The 18,282-nt window shown below is 36.5% G+C and carries 20 protein-coding genes; 5 read left to right on the top strand and 15 right to left on the bottom strand.

Annotated features, from left to right (window positions below; translation table 11 throughout):
- The first annotated feature begins 19 nt into the window (after positions 1 to 19).
- The 4 genes from DBR39_RS02580 (at position 20) to DBR39_RS02565 (ending at position 2,171) form a co-directional block, all read left to right on the top strand.
- A complete protein-coding gene (locus DBR39_RS02580) occupies positions 20 to 556 on the top strand; it encodes a DUF4375 domain-containing protein (RefSeq protein WP_124530723.1) in 537 nt (178 codons plus the stop codon).
- A 26-nt stretch (positions 557 to 582) separates the two neighbouring features.
- Entirely contained in the window at positions 583 to 1,122 is a 540-nt protein-coding gene (locus DBR39_RS02575; protein ID WP_124530722.1) for a hypothetical protein, read from the top strand.
- Positions 1,123 to 1,195: 73 nt separating this feature from the next.
- Complete coding sequence (locus DBR39_RS02570; protein WP_124530721.1) at positions 1,196 to 1,675, top strand: hypothetical protein; 480 nt, start codon at positions 1,196 to 1,198, stop codon at positions 1,673 to 1,675.
- A complete protein-coding gene (locus DBR39_RS02565; RefSeq protein ID WP_228447750.1) occupies positions 1,653 to 2,171 on the top strand; it encodes a hypothetical protein in 519 nt (172 codons plus the stop codon). Before DBR39_RS02570 ends, DBR39_RS02565 begins: the two co-directional genes overlap by 23 nt.
- Before the next feature lie 192 nt (positions 2,172 to 2,363).
- Here DBR39_RS02565 and DBR39_RS02560 read toward each other — a convergent pair whose 3' ends face one another.
- Genes DBR39_RS02560 through DBR39_RS02550 form a run of 3 tightly spaced genes read right to left on the bottom strand, consistent with a single transcriptional unit; the run spans position 2,364 to position 4,840 of the window.
- Positions 2,364 to 3,308 carry a transketolase family protein gene (locus DBR39_RS02560; protein WP_124530720.1) on the bottom strand — a complete coding sequence of 315 codons (945 nt, stop codon included), beginning with the start codon at positions 3,306 to 3,308 and terminating at the stop codon, positions 2,364 to 2,366.
- 15 nt (positions 3,309 to 3,323) lie between these two features.
- On the bottom strand, positions 3,324 to 3,977 hold the full coding sequence (locus DBR39_RS02555) for a hypothetical protein (RefSeq protein WP_124530719.1): 654 nt from the start codon (positions 3,975 to 3,977) through the stop codon (positions 3,324 to 3,326).
- A gap of 8 nt (positions 3,978 to 3,985) precedes the next feature.
- Complete coding sequence (locus DBR39_RS02550; RefSeq protein ID WP_262697052.1) at positions 3,986 to 4,840, bottom strand: transketolase; 855 nt, start codon at positions 4,838 to 4,840, stop codon at positions 3,986 to 3,988.
- Positions 4,841 to 5,391: 551 nt separating this feature from the next.
- Here DBR39_RS02550 and DBR39_RS02545 point away from each other — a divergent pair.
- Entirely contained in the window at positions 5,392 to 7,626 is a 2,235-nt protein-coding gene (locus tag DBR39_RS02545; protein WP_124530717.1) for a reprolysin-like metallopeptidase, read from the top strand.
- A gap of 68 nt (positions 7,627 to 7,694) precedes the next feature.
- Here DBR39_RS02545 and DBR39_RS02540 read toward each other — a convergent pair whose 3' ends face one another.
- From DBR39_RS02540 to asnB, 12 genes are all read right to left on the bottom strand, one after another.
- Positions 7,695 to 9,254, bottom strand: a complete 1,560-nt coding sequence (locus DBR39_RS02540) for a sodium:solute symporter (protein ID WP_124530716.1) — start codon at positions 9,252 to 9,254, stop codon at positions 7,695 to 7,697.
- A gap of 216 nt (positions 9,255 to 9,470) precedes the next feature.
- Positions 9,471 to 9,758: a GNAT family N-acetyltransferase gene (locus tag DBR39_RS02535; protein ID WP_002984420.1), complete on the bottom strand. Its 288-nt coding sequence runs from the start codon at positions 9,756 to 9,758 to the stop codon at positions 9,471 to 9,473.
- Position 9,759: 1 nt separating this feature from the next.
- Positions 9,760 to 10,155 (bottom strand): OsmC family protein, encoded by a 396-nt coding sequence (locus DBR39_RS02530; protein WP_124530715.1) that lies wholly within the window; start codon positions 10,153 to 10,155, stop codon positions 9,760 to 9,762.
- Positions 10,155 to 10,373: a (4Fe-4S)-binding protein gene (locus DBR39_RS02525; protein WP_124530714.1), complete on the bottom strand. Its 219-nt coding sequence runs from the start codon at positions 10,371 to 10,373 to the stop codon at positions 10,155 to 10,157. Before DBR39_RS02525 ends, DBR39_RS02530 begins: the two co-directional genes overlap by 1 nt.
- Before the next feature lies 1 nt (position 10,374).
- Entirely contained in the window at positions 10,375 to 10,953 is a 579-nt protein-coding gene (locus DBR39_RS02520; RefSeq protein WP_124530713.1) for a TMEM175 family protein, read from the bottom strand.
- A complete protein-coding gene (locus tag DBR39_RS02515) occupies positions 10,946 to 11,485 on the bottom strand; it encodes an NADPH-dependent FMN reductase (RefSeq protein WP_124530712.1) in 540 nt (179 codons plus the stop codon). Before DBR39_RS02515 ends, DBR39_RS02520 begins: the two co-directional genes overlap by 8 nt.
- A 14-nt stretch (positions 11,486 to 11,499) precedes the next feature.
- Positions 11,500 to 12,399, bottom strand: a complete 900-nt coding sequence (locus DBR39_RS02510) for a pirin family protein (protein ID WP_124530711.1) — start codon at positions 12,397 to 12,399, stop codon at positions 11,500 to 11,502.
- 56 nt (positions 12,400 to 12,455) lie between these two features.
- On the bottom strand, positions 12,456 to 12,767 hold the full coding sequence (locus DBR39_RS02505; protein ID WP_124530710.1) for a GNAT family N-acetyltransferase: 312 nt from the start codon (positions 12,765 to 12,767) through the stop codon (positions 12,456 to 12,458).
- A 150-nt stretch (positions 12,768 to 12,917) separates the two neighbouring features.
- Positions 12,918 to 13,793, bottom strand: a complete 876-nt coding sequence (locus DBR39_RS02500) for a pirin family protein (RefSeq protein ID WP_124530709.1) — start codon at positions 13,791 to 13,793, stop codon at positions 12,918 to 12,920.
- A 123-nt stretch (positions 13,794 to 13,916) separates the two neighbouring features.
- Entirely contained in the window at positions 13,917 to 15,320 is a 1,404-nt protein-coding gene (locus DBR39_RS02495) for an MFS transporter (RefSeq protein WP_124530708.1), read from the bottom strand.
- Positions 15,321 to 15,461: 141 nt separating this feature from the next.
- Positions 15,462 to 16,304, bottom strand: a complete 843-nt coding sequence (locus tag DBR39_RS02490) for a hypothetical protein (protein ID WP_228410086.1) — start codon at positions 16,302 to 16,304, stop codon at positions 15,462 to 15,464.
- A 242-nt stretch (positions 16,305 to 16,546) separates the two neighbouring features.
- Positions 16,547 to 18,217: an asparagine synthase B gene (gene asnB, locus DBR39_RS02485; protein WP_124530707.1), complete on the bottom strand. Its 1,671-nt coding sequence runs from the start codon at positions 18,215 to 18,217 to the stop codon at positions 16,547 to 16,549.
- Positions 18,218 to 18,282 lie beyond the last annotated feature (65 nt).

Here is an 18,282-nt window from a genome sequence, read left to right as displayed (position 1 = left end):
ACACTTTAAATATATACATATGAAGACCGATAAAATAATTGTCTCAGAAGCCTCTTATAAAAGCAGCGATCCTTATGATATAATCCGCTCCAATATTTCTGTGGTAAGCCTCTTAGACGAAGAAGGAATTGAAGAAGAGAATATGCATGAAGATTCAATTACCAGTTACTATGTTGATTATTACATCAGTCAGTATAAAAACGGAAATTTTTCTCAGTTTGTGTGGAACTCCGGATGGTCGGCAGAACTTAACAAGATCATTGGAGAAGGGTTAAAGAAAATAGGAGCTCAGAAACATTTAGATTTGTTTCTGGAACAGTCCTCAAAGGTAGAGAGTTTGAAGAAAGAGGAATTGGAAACGTTTTTGGAAAGCGAATATTTTGGTTCCAATCCCACAAGAGATACCTTGAAAAATGATTCATTTTACAGCCTTGAGGAAGACTTAACAGCGCTTCATGCCCAATGGTTGAAAAATCATCCGGATCTGAAAGTTCTGACTATCGATGACATGTTTTCAGAGCTTGAGAAATGGGTAGGAAGGGAAATCGCGAGATAATATTGAATTCTTAAATGAATACAGCTATGGAAGATCTTAAGAAACTTAATATTGAACTTGAACACTATCTGAATAACATCAGTGTACCGCTTACTGAAGATCTGATTCACTTGTTGGAAGGTAAAGGAATTAATTACCTTCATGGCACTACTCAATCCGATATCAAAGCTTTTTATTTTGAATATGAATTTGAATATCTGAATATCGTCTTCTGGGGTGTTGACAGTAAAGGTAAAATCACAACAGAAACAATATCCCTGCCTGCAAAAAAGAACAAGAATAATGATGAAAAGTGGACTGCATTGATTCCAGAAGAAATATGGCAGAAAGCTTCAGATTTTCAGGATGATTATGAAGAGGATGATTTTGATGAAATTCTGGATGAATATAATGATGAAAAGTCCCGCCTGTTTGAACAGTGGTTTTATACATGCTGGAAAAAAGCAGCAGACCAGACCAATATACAAATGGATGCCTATTTCTCCATTCACGATACTTATTTCAGAACAGATCTGAATACTCTGAAAACCCTTAATGAGGATGAAATTGCCCAACGTTTTGAATAGATGGAATCTATGATAAAGCTATTTTTATAACAGTAAACCCCAAATCAAATTATCAACAACAATTATATTAATTATGAACAATTACAAATTTTACAAACAAGAAGGAAACCAATATATCTTTAAAAATCAGCCCGTATTTGTAATGGTGCTTTGTATTTTCTTTCTGATCGTAGCAGGATTACTCTTTAATAGTGTCAGAACTCTTAGCTACGTTCTTATTGCAGTGGTAGTGCTTATTTCGATTAATTTTTTTACCAAGAAATTCATCATTGATATGGACCGAATGACCATTACAGGAAAACACACCATTTTTGTTCCGGCAAGAACCTATCCGATAGAGAATTTCAGAAATTTTCATGTACTGGCAACAAAATATATGGGTTTTATTACCACCAATGTAATACTGTCTATTTATTTTGAAGTAGAGGGTAAGGAAAAGAAACTTACGATAGGACAGGCCATTACCCAAAAAGGAATACAGAAAATGGTAAACGAAACAGAAGATATTATGAACATCAACGGAGCAGACAATGAACGTAACAGACCGTTATAAATTTGAAGAAAACGGAAGTGAAATAAGCTTTATGCCCAATTACAATTTCCTGCGTACTTTGGTGTGGTGGCTTGCTCTGGGGGTGATTACCCTTCCAGTGATTATCTATTATTTTATGGATAAAATGTCCAGAGACCAGTTTAATATCGCGTTGGGAATATGGGTAATTTACATGATTTACTTTCTGTTTGACCTGGTTTTCAGAGTTCCTGTGAAATATGTATTTGATAAATCTGAGAAGTGTATTTACAGAAAACTGTTGATTTCCAAAAAGCTCATGAACTTTGATGAAATGACCTATTTTGTTAATGATGAAAGAGGAACGTATTATTATTCGATCGGAAAGAAGAGAAATCAGTTTGTAAAGAACTATAGAATCAGCAATTATTTTTCCGGTTCAAAAGCTTCCGGCAGAAGAGAAGATGAGTACATACAGGAAATCTTATCTCCTGTTCTGATTGCTGTAGGAATTCCCCTAAATCAGCAGGAACAATAAATCAGTAACAAAAAGTAAGGTTGAGGTTCAAATGACGATCATAAGTATTACCATTCCCATCCTCCGGAGGGGTGGCGAAAATTCAAAGAATTTTTGACGGGGTGGTTATCAGCGGCAATCAACTTTTTACAATAAAAAAACACGGCGGTTTCTTTGAAACCGCCGTGTTTTGTCTATATAAAATAGCTTATCTTAAGCTAAAATTCTCTTTACAGCTTCTTTCACTGCAGCAGCATCTATTTTATACTTCTTCATCAATTCCGCAGGTGTTGCAGACTCTCCGAATGTATCATTTACCGCTACGAATTCTTGTTTTGTAGGTCTTTTTCTTGCAAGCATACCCGCAATAGATTCTCCTAAACCACCAAGGTAGTTGTGCTCCTCAGCCGTTACAATTTTACCTGTTTTTTCAACAGATTTTAAAATGATCTCTTCATCCAGAGGCTTGATCGTGTGAATGTTGATTACTTCACAAGAAATACCTTCTTTCTCAAGCTCATCCGCAGCCAGAAGAGATTCCCATACAAGGTGTCCTGTTGCAACAATCGTTACATCAGTACCTTCCTGAAGCATGATTCCTTTTCCGATTTCGAAAGGCATATCTTCAGGGATGAAAACAGGAACTACCGGTCTTCCGAATCTTAAATATACCGGACCTTCATGGTCAGCAATCGCCAATGTAGCAGCTTTTGTCTGGTTATAGTCACAAGTATTGATTACCGTCATTCCAGGAAGCATTTTCATCATTCCGATATCTTCAAGAACCTGGTGGGTAGCACCATCTTCTCCTAAAGTAAGACCTGCGTGAGATGCACAGATTTTTACATTTTTATTAGAATATGCAACAGATTGACGAATTTGGTCATACACTCTTGAAGTAGAGAAGTTAGCAAAAGTTCCTGTAAAAGGAATTTTCCCTGTGATGCTAAGACCTGCAGCAAGACCAATCATATTCGCTTCAGCGATCCCTACCTGAAAGAATCTTTCCGGAGCTTTTTCAATGAATTTCTCCATTTTCAAAGAACCGATAAGGTCTGCACAAAGTGCTACAACATTAGGGTTTTTATCTGCAAGTTCAGCTAATCCTGCTCCGAATCCTGAACGAGTGTCCTTTTTTTCTGTATATGTATATTTCATTTTTTTTATTTAAATTTAATTAGGGGGAGTATAATAAACACCGCTAGATTTGAATTTTTGTGATTTTTTACGTTCCAATTCATTGTTTTTTTTGATGTCATTCTCAATATCGTATATAATTTTGAAATTGATACTGGTAATTTTCTTAAGTTCAAATGACATTTTACCTTTTTCATTTTTAATGCCTATAATTAAACCTTTGGGAAAAATAACTTGTGAAAAAGGAATGCTTGTCATAAAATTTAGTAATTCTGTATTATTTATAGAATTTTCACTATCAATAAGTACTCGGAAATAAATTTCTTTATTTTTTAGAACTACATATTCTTTACAGGTAAAGCCATTTATACTTGTGATTCCTTGATTCTCATTGTATAAAATTTCATAGGTATTTACAACATCTTTAACCTCAGTATTATAATTAGAAGCTACTACTAAGTTGAAGGTTTTTTTGATGCTCCCTCCATAATAGTTAGATTTTCTGTTTTTTATAATCTCAATATTGTATGGAACGTCTGCGCTAATTTCTTTTATGATCATTTCATTATCCTTATCAACATATACTTTATTATCATTTTGATAATCCAGTTCATATTTTAAAACCACGGAACGCTGGCCCCATAATTTGATGGATATGAATAATAGTAAAAAAAATAATTTAGCTTTCACTTTAATAATTAATAATCAGCTGGAGCTTCTAGGTACAATTGCTTGAATGCTGTGTCCAGTTGCTCATCATTAGGAGCTTTACCATGCCAAGCGTGAGAACCCATCATATAATCAACTCCGTAACCCATTTCTGTATGAAGAAGAATAACAACCGGCTTTCCTTTTCCAGTTTCTGTTTTTGCTTTCTCAAGAATAGCAATTACCGCTTCAAGATCGTTCCCGTTTTTCTCTTCCAAAACAGTCCATCCAAAAGCTTCCAGTTTTGCATGAAGATTTCCTAATGATAGTACATTGTCTGTGCTTCCGTCAATTTGTTGTCCGTTATAGTCAATTGTAGAAATGATGTTATCCACCTTCTTAGCAGAAGCATACATGAAAGCTTCCCAATTCTGACCTTCCTGCAATTCTCCATCTCCATGTAGAGTATATACCAAAGAGTTGTCTCCATCTAATTTCTTAGCCTCAGCTACACCTAAAGCCACAGAAAGACCTTGTCCTAATGACCCTGAAGCCACTCGGATTCCCGGAAGACCTTCATGAGTTGTAGGGTGACCTTGCAATCTTGAATCTAATTTTCTGAAAGTACTTAATTCCTGCACCGGGAAAAAACCAAATCTAGCTAAAGTAGAATAGAATACCGGAGAAATGTGTCCGTTTGAAAGATAGAAATGATCTTCATTTTTACCTTCCATTGTAAAAGGCAAAGTATAATTCATTACTTTTCCGTAAAGGGCTGTGAAGAATTCTGTACAACCTAAACTTCCACCTGGGTGACCAGAATTTACAGCATGAACCATTCTTAAAATGTCTCTTCTGATCTGCGTAGTAAGAGTTTTTAACTCTTCAATACTTTTACTCATTATATCTGATTTATTTACATGCGAATTTACAATTTTTTACCGGCTTATGGAAATGCAAAAATCCAGATATAAAAATCCGGATTTTGACTGATTTGAATATTTTCCTGCTTTTAACAGCCTTTGTTGAGGTAAACGGAAATTTCAGTAACGATATTATTAACAAACTTAAAGCTTAATAGTGTTCCCGCCTGGCTGTCTTCCAGATTGAAATAACCGGAATCTTTAATCGTTTTGTTTTTTTATTCTAATGGATTTTCTAATGGATTTATATTATCGTTTTCAAAGATAAGTAAAACGCTAAAAGTCTATAAAATCAGTTATTTTGATAAAGAGAAAAATTAAAAATTTACTTATTAAGTTGAATGCTTTGTGGTAGCCTGATTGTTGCTTTTTTGCAATTGAACATTGCTTTTTTTTGAATTTTAATATATGATAATTGGAATAATTTAACTAGTTTTATAATTCTATATTATTTGAATTATTGATCTTTAACTAATAATTATTTAGTTTTTGGTCTTATTGTTTGGATTAATAAAAATTACATACCATTATATATGAAAATTAAACAATTATTTTATCTGGGGATATTCGTCATATCCATTTCCTCAGGGAAGGCACAGGACTTCTTTACAGTGGTCAGTGAAAGGTCTATTAAGGCAGATCCTAAAAACAGAACAGTACAACCGGAAAAGTCATTGACTTATACCTTGGATGTAGCTGGAATGAAAAGCTATTTTAATTCCGTTCCGGAATTGAAAGACAGTGATCGTAAAGATAAAGCACCCATTATTGTACTACCAATGCCTGATGGTACAAAAGCAAAGTTCAGAATCTGGAAATCTTCTGTAATGGCTCCAGGACTTGCCAGCCAATTCCCTCAGATCGTTACTTTTACAGGACAGGGAATGGATGATAAATACGCTACTATAAAACTTGATTTTACCGAACTGGGATTCCATGCACAGATAAAATCTGTGGTAGCTGGAGATACTTATATTGATCCTTATGCAAAACTGGATATTAACAATTATATCATTTATAAGAAAAGTGACTTAATTGATAAAACTCCAAGGTCTTGTGGAGTAAAAGATGAAGAAGATTCTCCACTGGGAAAAAAAAACGCTCAAAAAACCACATCTCCAAGCGTAGGAACTCAAATTAGAGTTTTTAGGTTTGCAGTAGCCTGTACAGGAGAATATGCAGTAGCAGCAACAGGTTCAGCTACGCCTACTGTTGCACAAACGCTTTCAGCAATTGTAACTTCTGTGAACAGAGTAAATGGAGTGTATGAGCAGGAAGTAGCTTCAAGATTGGTGTTGGTTGATAATGAAGCCAATGTAGTCTTTACCAATGCAGCCACAGACCCATTTAATGGAAATAATGCTGCGGGTACATTAATTAACGAAAGCCAGACTCAGATTGATTTACTTATAGGAAATGCCAATTATGACATCGGGCATACTTTCAGTACTGGTGGTGGTGGATTAGCAGGACTGGGAGTAATCTGTAATGCTACCAATAAAGGAAGAGGAATCACCGGTTCATCTAATCCTGTGGGGGATCCTTATGATATTGATTATGTTGCCCATGAAGTAGGACATCAGTTTGGAGGTCCACATACTTTTAATGCAGTCACAGGAAGCTGCAATGGTAACCGTAGTGCAGCCAATGCTGTAGAGCCGGGAAGTGGAATTACCATTATGGCTTATGCCGGTATCTGTGGAAGTGTCAATAACTTAGCAGCTAACAGTATTCCTATTTTCCATACCAAATCATTCCAATCTATCACGGCGAAAGTTCAGTCAACATCATGTCAGGTAACAATTCCTTCTAACAATTTTGCTCCTACCGTAAATGCCGGAGGTGATTATACCATACCTAAAAGTACACCTTTTAGACTAGAAGGATCCGCTTCAGATATAGACAACAATCCACTTACTTACTGCTGGGAGCAGAATGATGTAGGCCCGCAAGGTGACTGGAATACGCCAACATTAAATGCTGCTATATTCAGATCATTTGTTCCTGTAACGGTTCCTTACAGATATTTCCCGAAAATTACCGATGTGATCAATAATACAGTAAGCAAAGGAGAGTTTTTACCATCTTATGCCAGAACGATGGAATTCAGACTGACTGTAAGAGATAATAATGCAGGCTGTGCAGGCGTTGCCAATGATGATGCAATCATTACCGTTGATGGAAACTCAGGACCGTTCACTGTAACGGCTCCGACTACAGCTGTAAGCTGGGCAGGTAATTCTACTCAGACGATAACATGGGATGTAGCAAATACAACAGCATTTCCTGTGAATGCTGCTACTGTAAATATTTACCTTTCAACAGATGGAGGTCTTACGTATCCTACTGTGATCTTAGCTTCCACTCCGAATGACGGTTCTCAAACTATTACCATTCCTAATGTGACTACTACACAAGCAAGAATTATGGTAGCAGCAGAAACAAATGTTTTCTACAACATTAATCCTATTAACTTTACGATTACTCAGACGTTGGGAGTGAGTGAAGCAGCTGCAAATCAAGATGTATTCGTAGTATATCCTAATCCAAGTAAAGGACTTCTGAATATCAAATTTTCCAAATCAAATGAAGTGTATGATATTACAGTGTATGATGTAAGCGGAAGATTAGTATTCAACCAGGAAAATAACAAATTGAATCATGATAAAGTAGGTACTTTTGACCTATCTCACCTGATAAAAGGAGATTATCTGATCAAGGTTAAATCTAAGAATTTAGAGAAAACTATCAAGTGGATTAAAGAATAAACAATCCACCATTGAATAAAAAAAGGCTGTCTTCTATTGAAAACAGCCTTTTTTATTTTGTATAAAGATTAAACAACTTTTAAATATTGTTTGTTTTTGACCAGCCATAGCCCAATAAAGGTCAGGAGCCCGTTAAGGACAATCAGTTCTACCCCAATTCTGTAATCTGTATAAGTTGTAACCGCCAGATTGATGAAATAAGTCAATACAGGAGCTAAAAGAGTAACCGCAAGAATGGAGTATTTTCTGGAAATCTGAAACTTGGTGAAAATTCCAAAAGCAAAAAGTCCCAAAAGCGGTCCATATGTATACCCTGCAATTTCCATAATCAGATAAACAATAGACTTGTCATTCAATGCTTTGAAGACCATGATCAGGATGAAGAAAACTACTGTGAAAATTAAATGCACTTTCATACGAAGGCGTTTTTTCTCTTTTTCAGTTTTGGTTTTATCTTCATTAAGGTTTAATAGATCTACACAATATGAGCTCGTTACAGCCGTTAAAGCTCCATCCGCTGAAGGAAATAACGCTGAAATCAATCCGATAATGAAAATAACGGAAATAGCCATTGGAAAATATCCCTGAAGTGATAAAGCAGGGAAAAGGTCATCGCCCATTATATTTTTAATATTTCCTGTTGAATCTTTAAATCCAAAAATATTAGTTATCGTTTCAGAATTAAGAGTTCCATATTCAGCGCCGTGCTGTATCGCAAAAAGATAAAGTAATCCTCCAAGAAATAAGAAGGCGAGATTTACCAAAAGAAGAGTTCCAGCAAAGGTCAGCATGTTTTTCTTTGAATTCTTAAGATTGTCTACAGAAATGTTTTTCTGCATCATTTCCTGATCCAGTCCAGTCATAGCAATCGTAATAAAAATCCCTCCCAAAATGGTTTTTAGGAAAAAAGTTTTAGAATTTGGATCAAAATTGATGAAATGAGTATAATTTTTCTGTTCCAGAATCGTATACGCTTCACCAAAAGATAAATTCAGGTTTGATAAAATAAAAACGATACACGCTACAAGACTGATAATCATAAAAGAAGTCTGCAGAGTATCGGTAATAACAATTGTCTTTACACCGCCTTCAAAAGTGTACAGAAGGACCATCAGCAAAAGAATAAGAGAAGTCACCCAGAAAGGCACTCCAAGACCCTGCAGTAAGAAGATCTGTAAAACATTTACCACCAGGTATAATCTTGCCGTAGCACCAATGGCTCTTGAGATAATAAAAAATATAGAGCCTATTTTATGGGCTTCCACATTGAACCTTCTCCCTAAATAGGTGTAAATGGAAGTCAGATTCATCTTATAATACAGGGGAAGCAGTACAGCTGCTACAATAAAATACCCGATGAAAAACCCAATAACCATCATATAGTATTCAAAACCACCGTAAATATATTCGGAGCCGGTCATTTTACCCACGGTTCCCGGAACTGAAATAAAAGTAACCCCGCTTAAGCTGGTTCCTATCATCCCGAATGCAACGAGCCACCATTTACTCTTTTTGTTACCGATAAAAAACGACTGGTTATCAGAGTTCCTACTGGTGAAATAAGAAATCACCAAAAGGCCGATAAAATAAATGAAAACAAATAGCAAAAGGATAGTTCCTGGATTCATGCTTGATTTTTAAATTTTAGCAAATATATAAAAAAGATCAGTCGTGAATTGCGAATTTACAAAGCAGTCAGTTTTATAGTGAATTGCGAACCGTTAATTTGCTCGACCGTTTATTTTTATAAGTGCTCTGGATATAGATTTTGTTTAAAATTTTAAAAATAAAAAACCTTCCAGAAATACTCTGAAAGGTTTGTATGGTAAGGGAGGAAACAGTGACTAATTCACTAATACATCCTGCAGTTCCTCACTTTTCTGAAAACTTGCTTTAGCGAAAGGACAGAGGGGAATAATCTTTTTCCCGTTTTTCCTGGCAAAATCTACTGCTGCCAGAAGCATTTCCTTGCCTACACCTTTTCCGTTGTAGGCTTCTTCCACCTCCGTGTGGTCTATAATAAATCTTTCTTCTCCTGCCCAGGTATAGGTCATCATTCCTGCGCGTCTTCCATCTATGAAAGCTTCAAAACTTCCGTGTTTTTCGTCGTTGTTTTGTTTTACTTCGATCATGTTATGAGAATTTAGTTAGTATTTCTATGTCGTTAGTTAATATTTTATGAACAGGGCAGGCATCAGCAATGGTATGCAGTCTTTTCAGCTGCTCCTCATCCAGAATACCTTCAAAGGTGATATCTCTTTTGAAAACTGCTCTTTTTGTTAATGGATAATTTTCAAGTTCTACTTCCACATTGATGTTTTCTACATCCCATTCCTTTCTTTCAATGTACATTCTCAGCGTAGCAGCTGTACAGCTTGCCAGTGATGTAGCCAGAATTTCCATAGGATTAAAACCTTTATTCTGTCCGCCTTTATCAATAGGTTCATCAGTGATGATCGTATTTTCGCCGGCTGTTACTTCGGTATAATATTTTGTTTTTCCTAAACTTGCTTTTACTGTTACCGCCATTATTTTTCTGTATTGAATTTATAACTTAATGCACCTGAAGGGCATAAGTCTATCTGTTTTTTAAGTTCTTCCGGAGTTGCATTTTCTGCTTTTATCCAGGGTCTTTTTTTAGGATTGTAGACTTTTGGAAGTGTTTTTACGCATATAGCAGAGTGGATACACTTTTCAGGCTGCCAGATGACAGTAATGTTACCATTGGGATATTCGTGTGTTTCCATATCAATTTTCTTTTAATGTTTTTTCGATTCTTCTGTCCGGAATCAGCCATATGAGAGCCACGATATAATAAAAACCTATGGCAATATAAGGATAAAAAAATGAAGTAGCGATCCCGAGGACATAAAATATAATAGAGATATATTCTTTGTATTTCGAGTGAATAGCCTCTTTCAGCTTTGAATCTTCACCCTCGCATTTGATGATGACATGCTCCAGGATGGTATAAGCAATCGCCGCCATAATGAGCCCTATACCATAGACTGCAACAGGGTTTTTTGCAAAACTTGTAGTGCCGATCCATTCTGTGGCAACTGGCATCAGGGAGAGCCAAAACAAAAGGTGAAGATTGGCCCAAAGAATACTGCCATTTACTTTCTTTACTGTCTGAAACAAATGATGATGATTGTTCCAGTAGATTCCTACATAAATAAAACTGAAAATATAAGCCAGGAACTTGGGAAGAAGAGGTTTGAGACTTGTCCAGCTATTTCCCTCAGGTACTTTGAGTTCAAGTACCATGATGGTGATAATAATAGCGAGGACACCATCGCTGAATGCCTCTAATCTTCCTTTAGTCATTCGTTTTAACCTGATTTTTAAAGTTTTGTATTTTATCTTTCAGATCATTCAGCATATCAGGATTGATCACTCCGCTTTCCATATCAAAATTTTCATAAAACTTCGGTAATGAAAAAGTATCCTTGATATCTGCTGCAAACTGTGGGAAAAATGTTTTGGCTGTATTCATCACATTTCCGCCGCCATAACCTCCGGGAGACGTGCTCATCAGAAGCATAGGTTTATTCTGAAATACTTTTACATTAATTCTTGAAGACCAGTCAAAGACATTTTTAAAAGCAGCGCTGTAAGAACGGTTGTGTTCTGCAAGAGAGCAGATGATCACATCACAATCCTCAATAACTTTTAAAAACCGATGGGCTTCATCCGGAAAACCTTTCTTTTCAAGATCTACTGAGAAAACAGGCATTGTGAAATCGTTGAGGTCTATCAGATTGATTTCTTCATCCTGAAAATCTTTCAGAACAAATTTTACCAGTTCCCTGTTGATAGAAGTGGAAGATGTACTTCCGGCAAATGCTAATATTTTCATGATCTGAACTGAATTTATTTTCTGTTTAAAATAGCCTTAGGAAGCGGAACATATTCTTTTTCGTCACCCGGAACCAAAGGAAAAGCATCATGATTCTGATCATTCCAGTTTACTTTAGCCTGGTCGAGCTTTTCTTTATCTGAGTTAACGAAATTCCAGAATATAAAACGTTCCTCATCAAATGGCTCACCCCCAAAAAGGTAAACTGTTCCGTTTTCGCTCATATCAAATTCACAAAGCTTGGTATCTTTAGCAACCATAAGCTGTTTTGAACCATATGAGTTTCCATCTGTAGTAACGGTTCCGTCCAGCACATACATGGCAGCTTCTCCGTAAAGATCTTTTCCAATGCTTATTTTCTTAGCCTCTTTTGTTTTGATCTCAATGAAAAATAGCTTACTGTGTACAGGAACCGGAGACGTTCTTCCAAATGCTTCACCGGCAATTAATTTATACTGAATGCCATCTTCTTCCCAAACCGGAATATCATCCGCTTCACTATGATGAAATGTAGGCTCCGATTGTTCAAGGTGCTTCGGAAGTCCTACCCAAATCTGGAACCCGTGAAGTCTTTTATCAGTGTGTCTTAAATATTCAGGCGTTCTTTCTGAATGTACAACCCCTTTTCCGGCCGTCATCCAGTTCACAGCACCCGGTTTTATTTCAAGAGCACTTCCGATACTGTCTCTGTGGAAAATAGAACCTTCCAACAGATACGTTAACGTAGATAAACCGATATGCGGATGAGGCGGAACATCAAGGTTTTGATAATCCTTTAATTCCGAAGGTCCCATATGATCGATAAAAACGAAAGGTCCAACAGCTCTTTTTTCACGGAAAGGAAGAAGTCTTCCTACCAGAAAGTTTCCGATATCTGCTGCTTTTTCTTCAATGATAAGTCCGATATTTGACATGATGATGTGATACTTTTTAAAATGTTATTCAATAAATAAGTGGTTTTGGTGAAGGATTAAAGTTTGTCATATCCTTCAAATTTCTCATCCACGATACGTTTCCATTCAGGATGCTTTTTGATAAAAGCAAAAACGTAAGGACAGAATGGAAGGAGCTTTTTTCCACTTTCTTCAATATAATTCAGTGTTTTCTCGACTACGGCAGAGGCGGCACCGGTTCCTGCCAATTCAGGTTCTGCTTCTGTATGGATCAAAGCAATCTGGTGGGTCGTCTCACGATAATCGATAAATGCGTAATGCCCGTTGAATTCTATTTCAAATCTTTTTTCTGCTTTTACGAGAGAGATATTTTCAAATTCTGCTTTCATGTATTTTGTATTAAGAGCGTTCTGTTTTTTTAACAGGATTTGCTCATTATGACAGTTAAACCTTATAGGTTTCTAAAACCTACAAGGTTTGCCATTATATAAAGTTAATAAAAAAAGGAATAATCAAAGATTAAGATAAATTTAAATCTTTTAATCTTCCAGATATCCAAATTTTCCGGTATTGAAATCTTCGAAGGCCTGCATGATTTCTTCTCTGGAATTCATTACAAAAGGGCCATGAGGAAAGATGGGTTCGTTGATAGGCTCACCGCTGATGATCAAAACAATCGAATCTTCTTTTGCTTCTATGGTGAAAATTTCGCCCTCATTTTTAAACAGTGCCAAATGATCAGTTTTCACATTTTCCTCACCGTTGACGATGATACCTCCTTCAATAACCAAAGCGGCAGTATTGAAATGAGATGGAAAATTAAATTCAGCTTTTCCTCCTGCTTTAAGCTTTGCATTCATCATATGAAGTGGGGTGAAAGTAGAAGCGGGACCTTTATGACCGCCATACTCTCCGGCAATTACTTCTATAAAACCATTTTCCCCTAAATCTACTCTTTCCATTGCAGAGTTTTCAATCGCCTGATATTTTGGACAGCTCATTTTATCTTTTGCCGGAAGATTTACCCAAAGCTGAACCATCTGAAAAATTCCTCCTTCTTTTGCCCATTCTGTTTCATGATACTCTTTATGAAGAACTCCTTTTGCAGCAGTCATCCACTGAACATCCCCTTCTCCGATAACGCCGCCGCCTCCGGCACTGTCATGGTGTTCTACCTTTCCGCTATAAGCTATGGTTACTGTTTCAAAACCTCTGTGCGGATGAACTCCCACACCTCTTGGTATTTCTGATCCATTGAAATGAAATTTCGAATTGTAATCCAGCATAATGAACGGATCCATTCTTTTCATTTCTAAACCAGGTGCTCCCGGAATAAAATTATGAACCCTGAAACCATCGCCTACAAAATGTGCAGGTCGTGGAGATACTACGATTTCTACTTTTTTAGTTGCCATCACATTGTTGATTTTTTATATAAGCAAAAATATCATAGTTATCAACGAAAAGCATTGATCTGTGATAAGTTCGTAGGAAGGGTAAAGAGTGAAAAGGCAAATGTTCGGAATTGTGATTTTTGACTATTCTTCCTTCGACTTCATGTTCTTTCCATCCGAAATATGAAGTCTTCTGAAAACAAATCCAGATATAATCGTCAATATTCCTACGGTGAGAAATGTGTACCGGAATGCATTGTGAATTTCACCTTTGATCAGGTCTGTATTTTCAAATAGTTTTAAAACAATCAGCCCGAATGCTATTCCAAATCCGATGGCCAGCTGTTGATTCACCGAAATTAATGAGTTTCCACTGCTGGTCTGGAAATTCCGGAGGTCGGCAATAGAAATAGTGTTCATAGAGGTAAATTGTATAGAGTTGAAAAAACCTAGTACAGCGATAATAGGCACAAACCAATATAAAGAAGTGTGTATATCAGGAATAGCGAGCAGACAGATCAGGGTACCAATAATGAACGTATTTACCATTAAAGTCTGGCGATAACCATATTTATCTAAAATTTTAATAACAGATGATTTCCCGAAGATAGCTGTTAAAGCCATGGGGGCAATGATCCAGCCTGAAGTTACAGCAGATTGTTTGTACGCAATCTGAATCATGAGTGGAAGGAGTAGCGGAACAGAGCTGATTCCTAATCTGGTGGCAAGATTTCCTACAATACCTACCCGGAAAGTTCTTACCTGAAACAGATTTAATGGGAATATAGGATTTCCTCCTCTTTTAGCGTGTTTATAATAATAGTACAGGAACAGGAAGCCCATGATGAATACAAGCAAAACAGGGGAGATATTCTGCATATCTCCAAAAAGTTCCAATGAAATGGAAAGTAGGAGAGAGGCGGCTGCAAAGATTAAGAAGCCTTTTAAATCAAAATCTACATCATCAGATTTATAATTGGGCATGAATTTTAATCCCAAAATAATTCCCAAAATACCAATGGGAATATTGATCAAAAATATCCAGTGCCAGGAAAGATAGTCTACCATATATCCTCCAACTAACGGACCCAGTACGGGACCAATAAGAGCTGGGATAATGGCAAAGTTCATGGCCTTGAGCAATTCGCTTTTATCAAATGTTTTGATCAGTGCAAGCTTTCCGACAGGGGTCATCAAACTTCCTCCAACTCCCTGGATAACCCTTGAAATAACCAGGTGGGTAAGATTTTGAGACAGGGAACAAAACAGAGAACCTAAGCTGAACAATACCAATGAGAAGATGAATATTTTTTTTGTCCCAAACCGATCGGCAAGAAATCCGCTGGCAGGCATAAAAACCGCTAAAGTCAGAACATAGCTGATAATGGCGTTCTGCATATTGAGCGGAGATTCTTTGAGGTCTTTTGCAATAGAAGGCAGGGAAGTATTCAGAATTGTGGAATCCAGCATCTGCATGAAAATAGCAGTAGCGAGAATCAGGGGAAGTATTTTCTTTATGGACGTCTGTTGTGTGCTTACTTCTGTCATTGGGTATAGGCTGGGCAGTCAAAAAACTTCCAGACTTATTTTTATGTGAAGAAATTGCTTGCTTTAAGCGGTTTGATCTTTAGATCAGGAAATCCATATAAAATTAAAAAAGTCCTGCGAGATTTCACAGGACTTTTTGATTTATTTTCTAGGTTTTTCTACTCCTTTCCATTCGTCACCGGCTTTTCTATACTGGCTTAAGATGAAAGTTTTGAAATCCTTTGTTTTATATTCAATGTTATCAGTGTTTTGTTCAAACGGCATGATGTAATAGTAATCGATATCCGTTTTATCAGATTTGTTTCCTTTTTTTACAGAAGGGACATATTTTGAAAACTTATAGCTTGGAAGATATTGTTTCAGTCTAGCGTAGAAAGCTTTATCTTCTTTTTCGTTAGGAATGATATCTACAATGTTCAGATCGTCTTTTTTCTTATCGATCCAAAGGTAATATGTTTTTTCTTCTCCTACATTTCTGTTGACAGAGTTGAAAGCAAATAATTCTTTCGGTACAAGCTCCTTGATTTTTTCAGGATCTACCTTTGTATAATACTGACCTTTTGAAGGATCTACATACGTTTCAAGGTTGTACATTAAAACAGAATTGTTTTCAAATTTTTTATTTTTAAAATATTGATTTAATGATAATTCTGCTGTAGCCCTTAGTTCTTTGGCTCTACCATCCAGTTTTTTTGTTGGATTCTGAGGGTTTACATATTTTACAAACTCATATAAAACGATTGGTTTTATATCTTTAAGGTGAGGATACGTTTTCAGCTGCTCTGCTTTTACAAGCCAGTAGAATTGTTGATAGTAGTCATCTTTATCTGCATCTTTCACACTCTTATAAGCTAAAGCAAGCTTTTTTGAATTCAGATATTTGCCATATTTTCCCTGTCCAAAAGCAAAACTTATGGCTAATAAAGCAAATAAAACAGTAAGGTTTCTTCTCATTTTTTTATAATTGATATTTTCGTTTTCCAAATATAATTATTTATTAGATATTATTTTGGATTGTCAGTTAAATTATGCTATATTATTATCGTTAATTCAAGAAAAAATCCTGTATTGCTACAGGATTGATAAATTATAACTGAGGGAGTTAGCCGTTGTGCCTGATTGTCAATAGGCAGTTGTTGCCGTGTAAAGTGAATCGTGAATTATTTTACACGATTAAAATTCACAAATGCAACGAATTGACGATTCATAATTGGCTAATCTATTCTCTACTCGTATGACGTTTCATGTACCTTCACGGCTCTTCCGCTTGGGTCATTCATTTTTTTGAAAGCTTCATCCCATTCCAGGGCGATAGGAGTGGAGCAGGCTACGGATGGCACAGATGGCACAGTAGCGGCAGCTGTTTCACTTGGGAAATGTTCTTCAAAAATAGTTCTGTATCGGTATTCTTCTTTGTTCTGAGGAGTGTTTAGCGGGAATCTGAATCTTGCGTTAGCCATCATTTCGTCCGTCACTTCTTTTTCAGCAACTTCTTTTAAAGTATCGATCCATGAATAACCTACACCATCTGAAAATTGTTCTTTCTGTCTCCATACAATAGAATCTGGAAGCATATCTTCAAAAGCTTTTCTCAATACCCATTTTTCAATTTTCCCTTCAGCAGTATTGATCATTTTATCTTGTGGATTAAGAGTCATCGCAATATCCATAAACTCTTTATCAAGGAAAGGAACTCTGCCTTCAATGCCCCAGCTCATCAATGCCTTGTTGGCTCTTAAGCAGTCGTAAAGGTGGAGTTTACCCAGCTTTCTTACGGTTTCATCATGGAATTCTCTTGCATTGGGAGCTTTATGAAAATATAGATAACCACCGAACAATTCATCAGAACCTTCTCCTGAAAGCACCATTTTGATTCCCATAGATTTGATCACTCTTGCCAGAAGATACATCGGGGTGGATGCTCTGATCGTGGTTACATCATACGTTTCAAGGTGATAGATGACATCGCGTATGGCATCCAGTCCTTCCTGAACCGTAAAGTTGACTTCATGATGAACAGATCCGATATGTTTTGCTGCTTTTTGAGCTGCTGCCAGATCGGGAGAACCTACAAGTCCTACAGCAAAACTGTGAAGTCTTGGATACCATGCTTCCTGTGTATCTCCGCTTTCAATTCTCTGACGGGCATATTTTGCAGTAATCGCTGAAATCACAGAAGAGTCTAAACCACCTGAAAGTAGTACTCCATAAGGCACATCACTCATCAATTGTCTGTGAACAGCATCCTCTAGACCTTTTCTCAACTTTGCGATATCTGTTTCGTTTTCTTTTACCTGATCAAAACTGTCCCAGTCTCTGGTGTACCATTGCTGAAGATCAGCACCGTCTTTGCTGTAAACAAAGTGTCCCGGTAGGAAGGTTTCTATTTTTTTACATACCCCTTCAAGAGCTTTCAGTTCGGAAGCTACATAATAGTTCCCGTTTTTGTCCCAACCCTGATACAGAGGACAGATTCCCATATGATCACGGGCGATGAGATAAACATCATTCTCAGTATCGTATAATGCGAATGCGAAGATCCCGTTCAGTTTTTCAACGAAATCTTTTCCGTATTTTCTATAAAGAGCCAGAATAACCTCACAGTCAGACTGGGTCTGAAACTCATAATCAGGAAATTCTTCTTTTAATTCTCTATGGTTGTAGATTTCACCGTTGACCGCTAATACTACTTTTCCGTCTTTTGTAAATAAAGGCTGTTTTCCAGAGGTAGGATCTACAATGGCAAGTCTTTCATGAGAGAAAATTACTTTTTCGTCCTGAAAAACTCCGCTCCAATCCGGTCCTCTGTGACGGATTTTTTTTGACATTTCTAAAATCTGAGGTCTTAATACTTCAGTTTTTTGCTGGGCGTCGAATAAACATACAATTCCACACATAATTTTTATTATTTATGGAACAAATGTAAAGGTGATGTTTATGAATAGCAATAAAAAATATTTAA

It is taken from the genome of Chryseobacterium sp. KBW03, assembly GCF_003852415.1.
Taxonomy (GTDB): Bacteria; Bacteroidota; Bacteroidia; order Flavobacteriales; family Weeksellaceae; genus Chryseobacterium; species Chryseobacterium viscerum.
Note: the sequence above shows the minus strand (reverse complement) of the source record. Positions and strands in the feature narration are given on the sequence as shown.

What these genes read in the sequence shown, in the direction of transcription:
- DBR39_RS02580 (WP_124530723.1), top strand. Translation starts at nt 20, where the DNA reads ATGAAGACCGATAAAATAATTGTCTCAGAAGCCTCTTATAAAAGCAGC.
- DBR39_RS02575 (WP_124530722.1), top strand. Translation starts at nt 583, where the DNA reads ATGGAAGATCTTAAGAAACTTAATATTGAACTTGAACACTATCTGAAT.
- DBR39_RS02570 (WP_124530721.1), top strand. Translation starts at nt 1,196, where the DNA reads ATGAACAATTACAAATTTTACAAACAAGAAGGAAACCAATATATCTTT.
- DBR39_RS02565 (WP_228447750.1), top strand. Translation starts at nt 1,653, where the DNA reads ATGAACGTAACAGACCGTTATAAATTTGAAGAAAACGGAAGTGAAATA.
- DBR39_RS02560 (WP_124530720.1), bottom strand. Translation starts at nt 3,308, where the DNA reads ATGAAATATACATATACAGAAAAAAAGGACACTCGTTCAGGATTCGGA.
- DBR39_RS02545 (WP_124530717.1), top strand. Translation starts at nt 5,392, where the DNA reads ATGAAAATTAAACAATTATTTTATCTGGGGATATTCGTCATATCCATT.
- DBR39_RS02540 (WP_124530716.1), bottom strand. Translation starts at nt 9,254, where the DNA reads ATGAATCCAGGAACTATCCTTTTGCTATTTGTTTTCATTTATTTTATC.
- DBR39_RS02535 (WP_002984420.1), bottom strand. Translation starts at nt 9,758, where the DNA reads ATGATCGAAGTAAAACAAAACAACGACGAAAAACACGGAAGTTTTGAA.
- DBR39_RS02530 (WP_124530715.1), bottom strand. Translation starts at nt 10,155, where the DNA reads ATGGCGGTAACAGTAAAAGCAAGTTTAGGAAAAACAAAATATTATACC.
- DBR39_RS02525 (WP_124530714.1), bottom strand. Translation starts at nt 10,373, where the DNA reads ATGGAAACACACGAATATCCCAATGGTAACATTACTGTCATCTGGCAG.
- DBR39_RS02520 (WP_124530713.1), bottom strand. Translation starts at nt 10,953, where the DNA reads ATGACTAAAGGAAGATTAGAGGCATTCAGCGATGGTGTCCTCGCTATT.
- DBR39_RS02515 (WP_124530712.1), bottom strand. Translation starts at nt 11,485, where the DNA reads ATGAAAATATTAGCATTTGCCGGAAGTACATCTTCCACTTCTATCAAC.
- DBR39_RS02510 (WP_124530711.1), bottom strand. Translation starts at nt 12,399, where the DNA reads ATGTCAAATATCGGACTTATCATTGAAGAAAAAGCAGCAGATATCGGA.
- DBR39_RS02505 (WP_124530710.1), bottom strand. Translation starts at nt 12,767, where the DNA reads ATGAAAGCAGAATTTGAAAATATCTCTCTCGTAAAAGCAGAAAAAAGA.
- DBR39_RS02500 (WP_124530709.1), bottom strand. Translation starts at nt 13,793, where the DNA reads ATGGCAACTAAAAAAGTAGAAATCGTAGTATCTCCACGACCTGCACAT.
- DBR39_RS02495 (WP_124530708.1), bottom strand. Translation starts at nt 15,320, where the DNA reads ATGACAGAAGTAAGCACACAACAGACGTCCATAAAGAAAATACTTCCC.
- asnB (WP_124530707.1), bottom strand. Translation starts at nt 18,217, where the DNA reads ATGTGTGGAATTGTATGTTTATTCGACGCCCAGCAAAAAACTGAAGTA.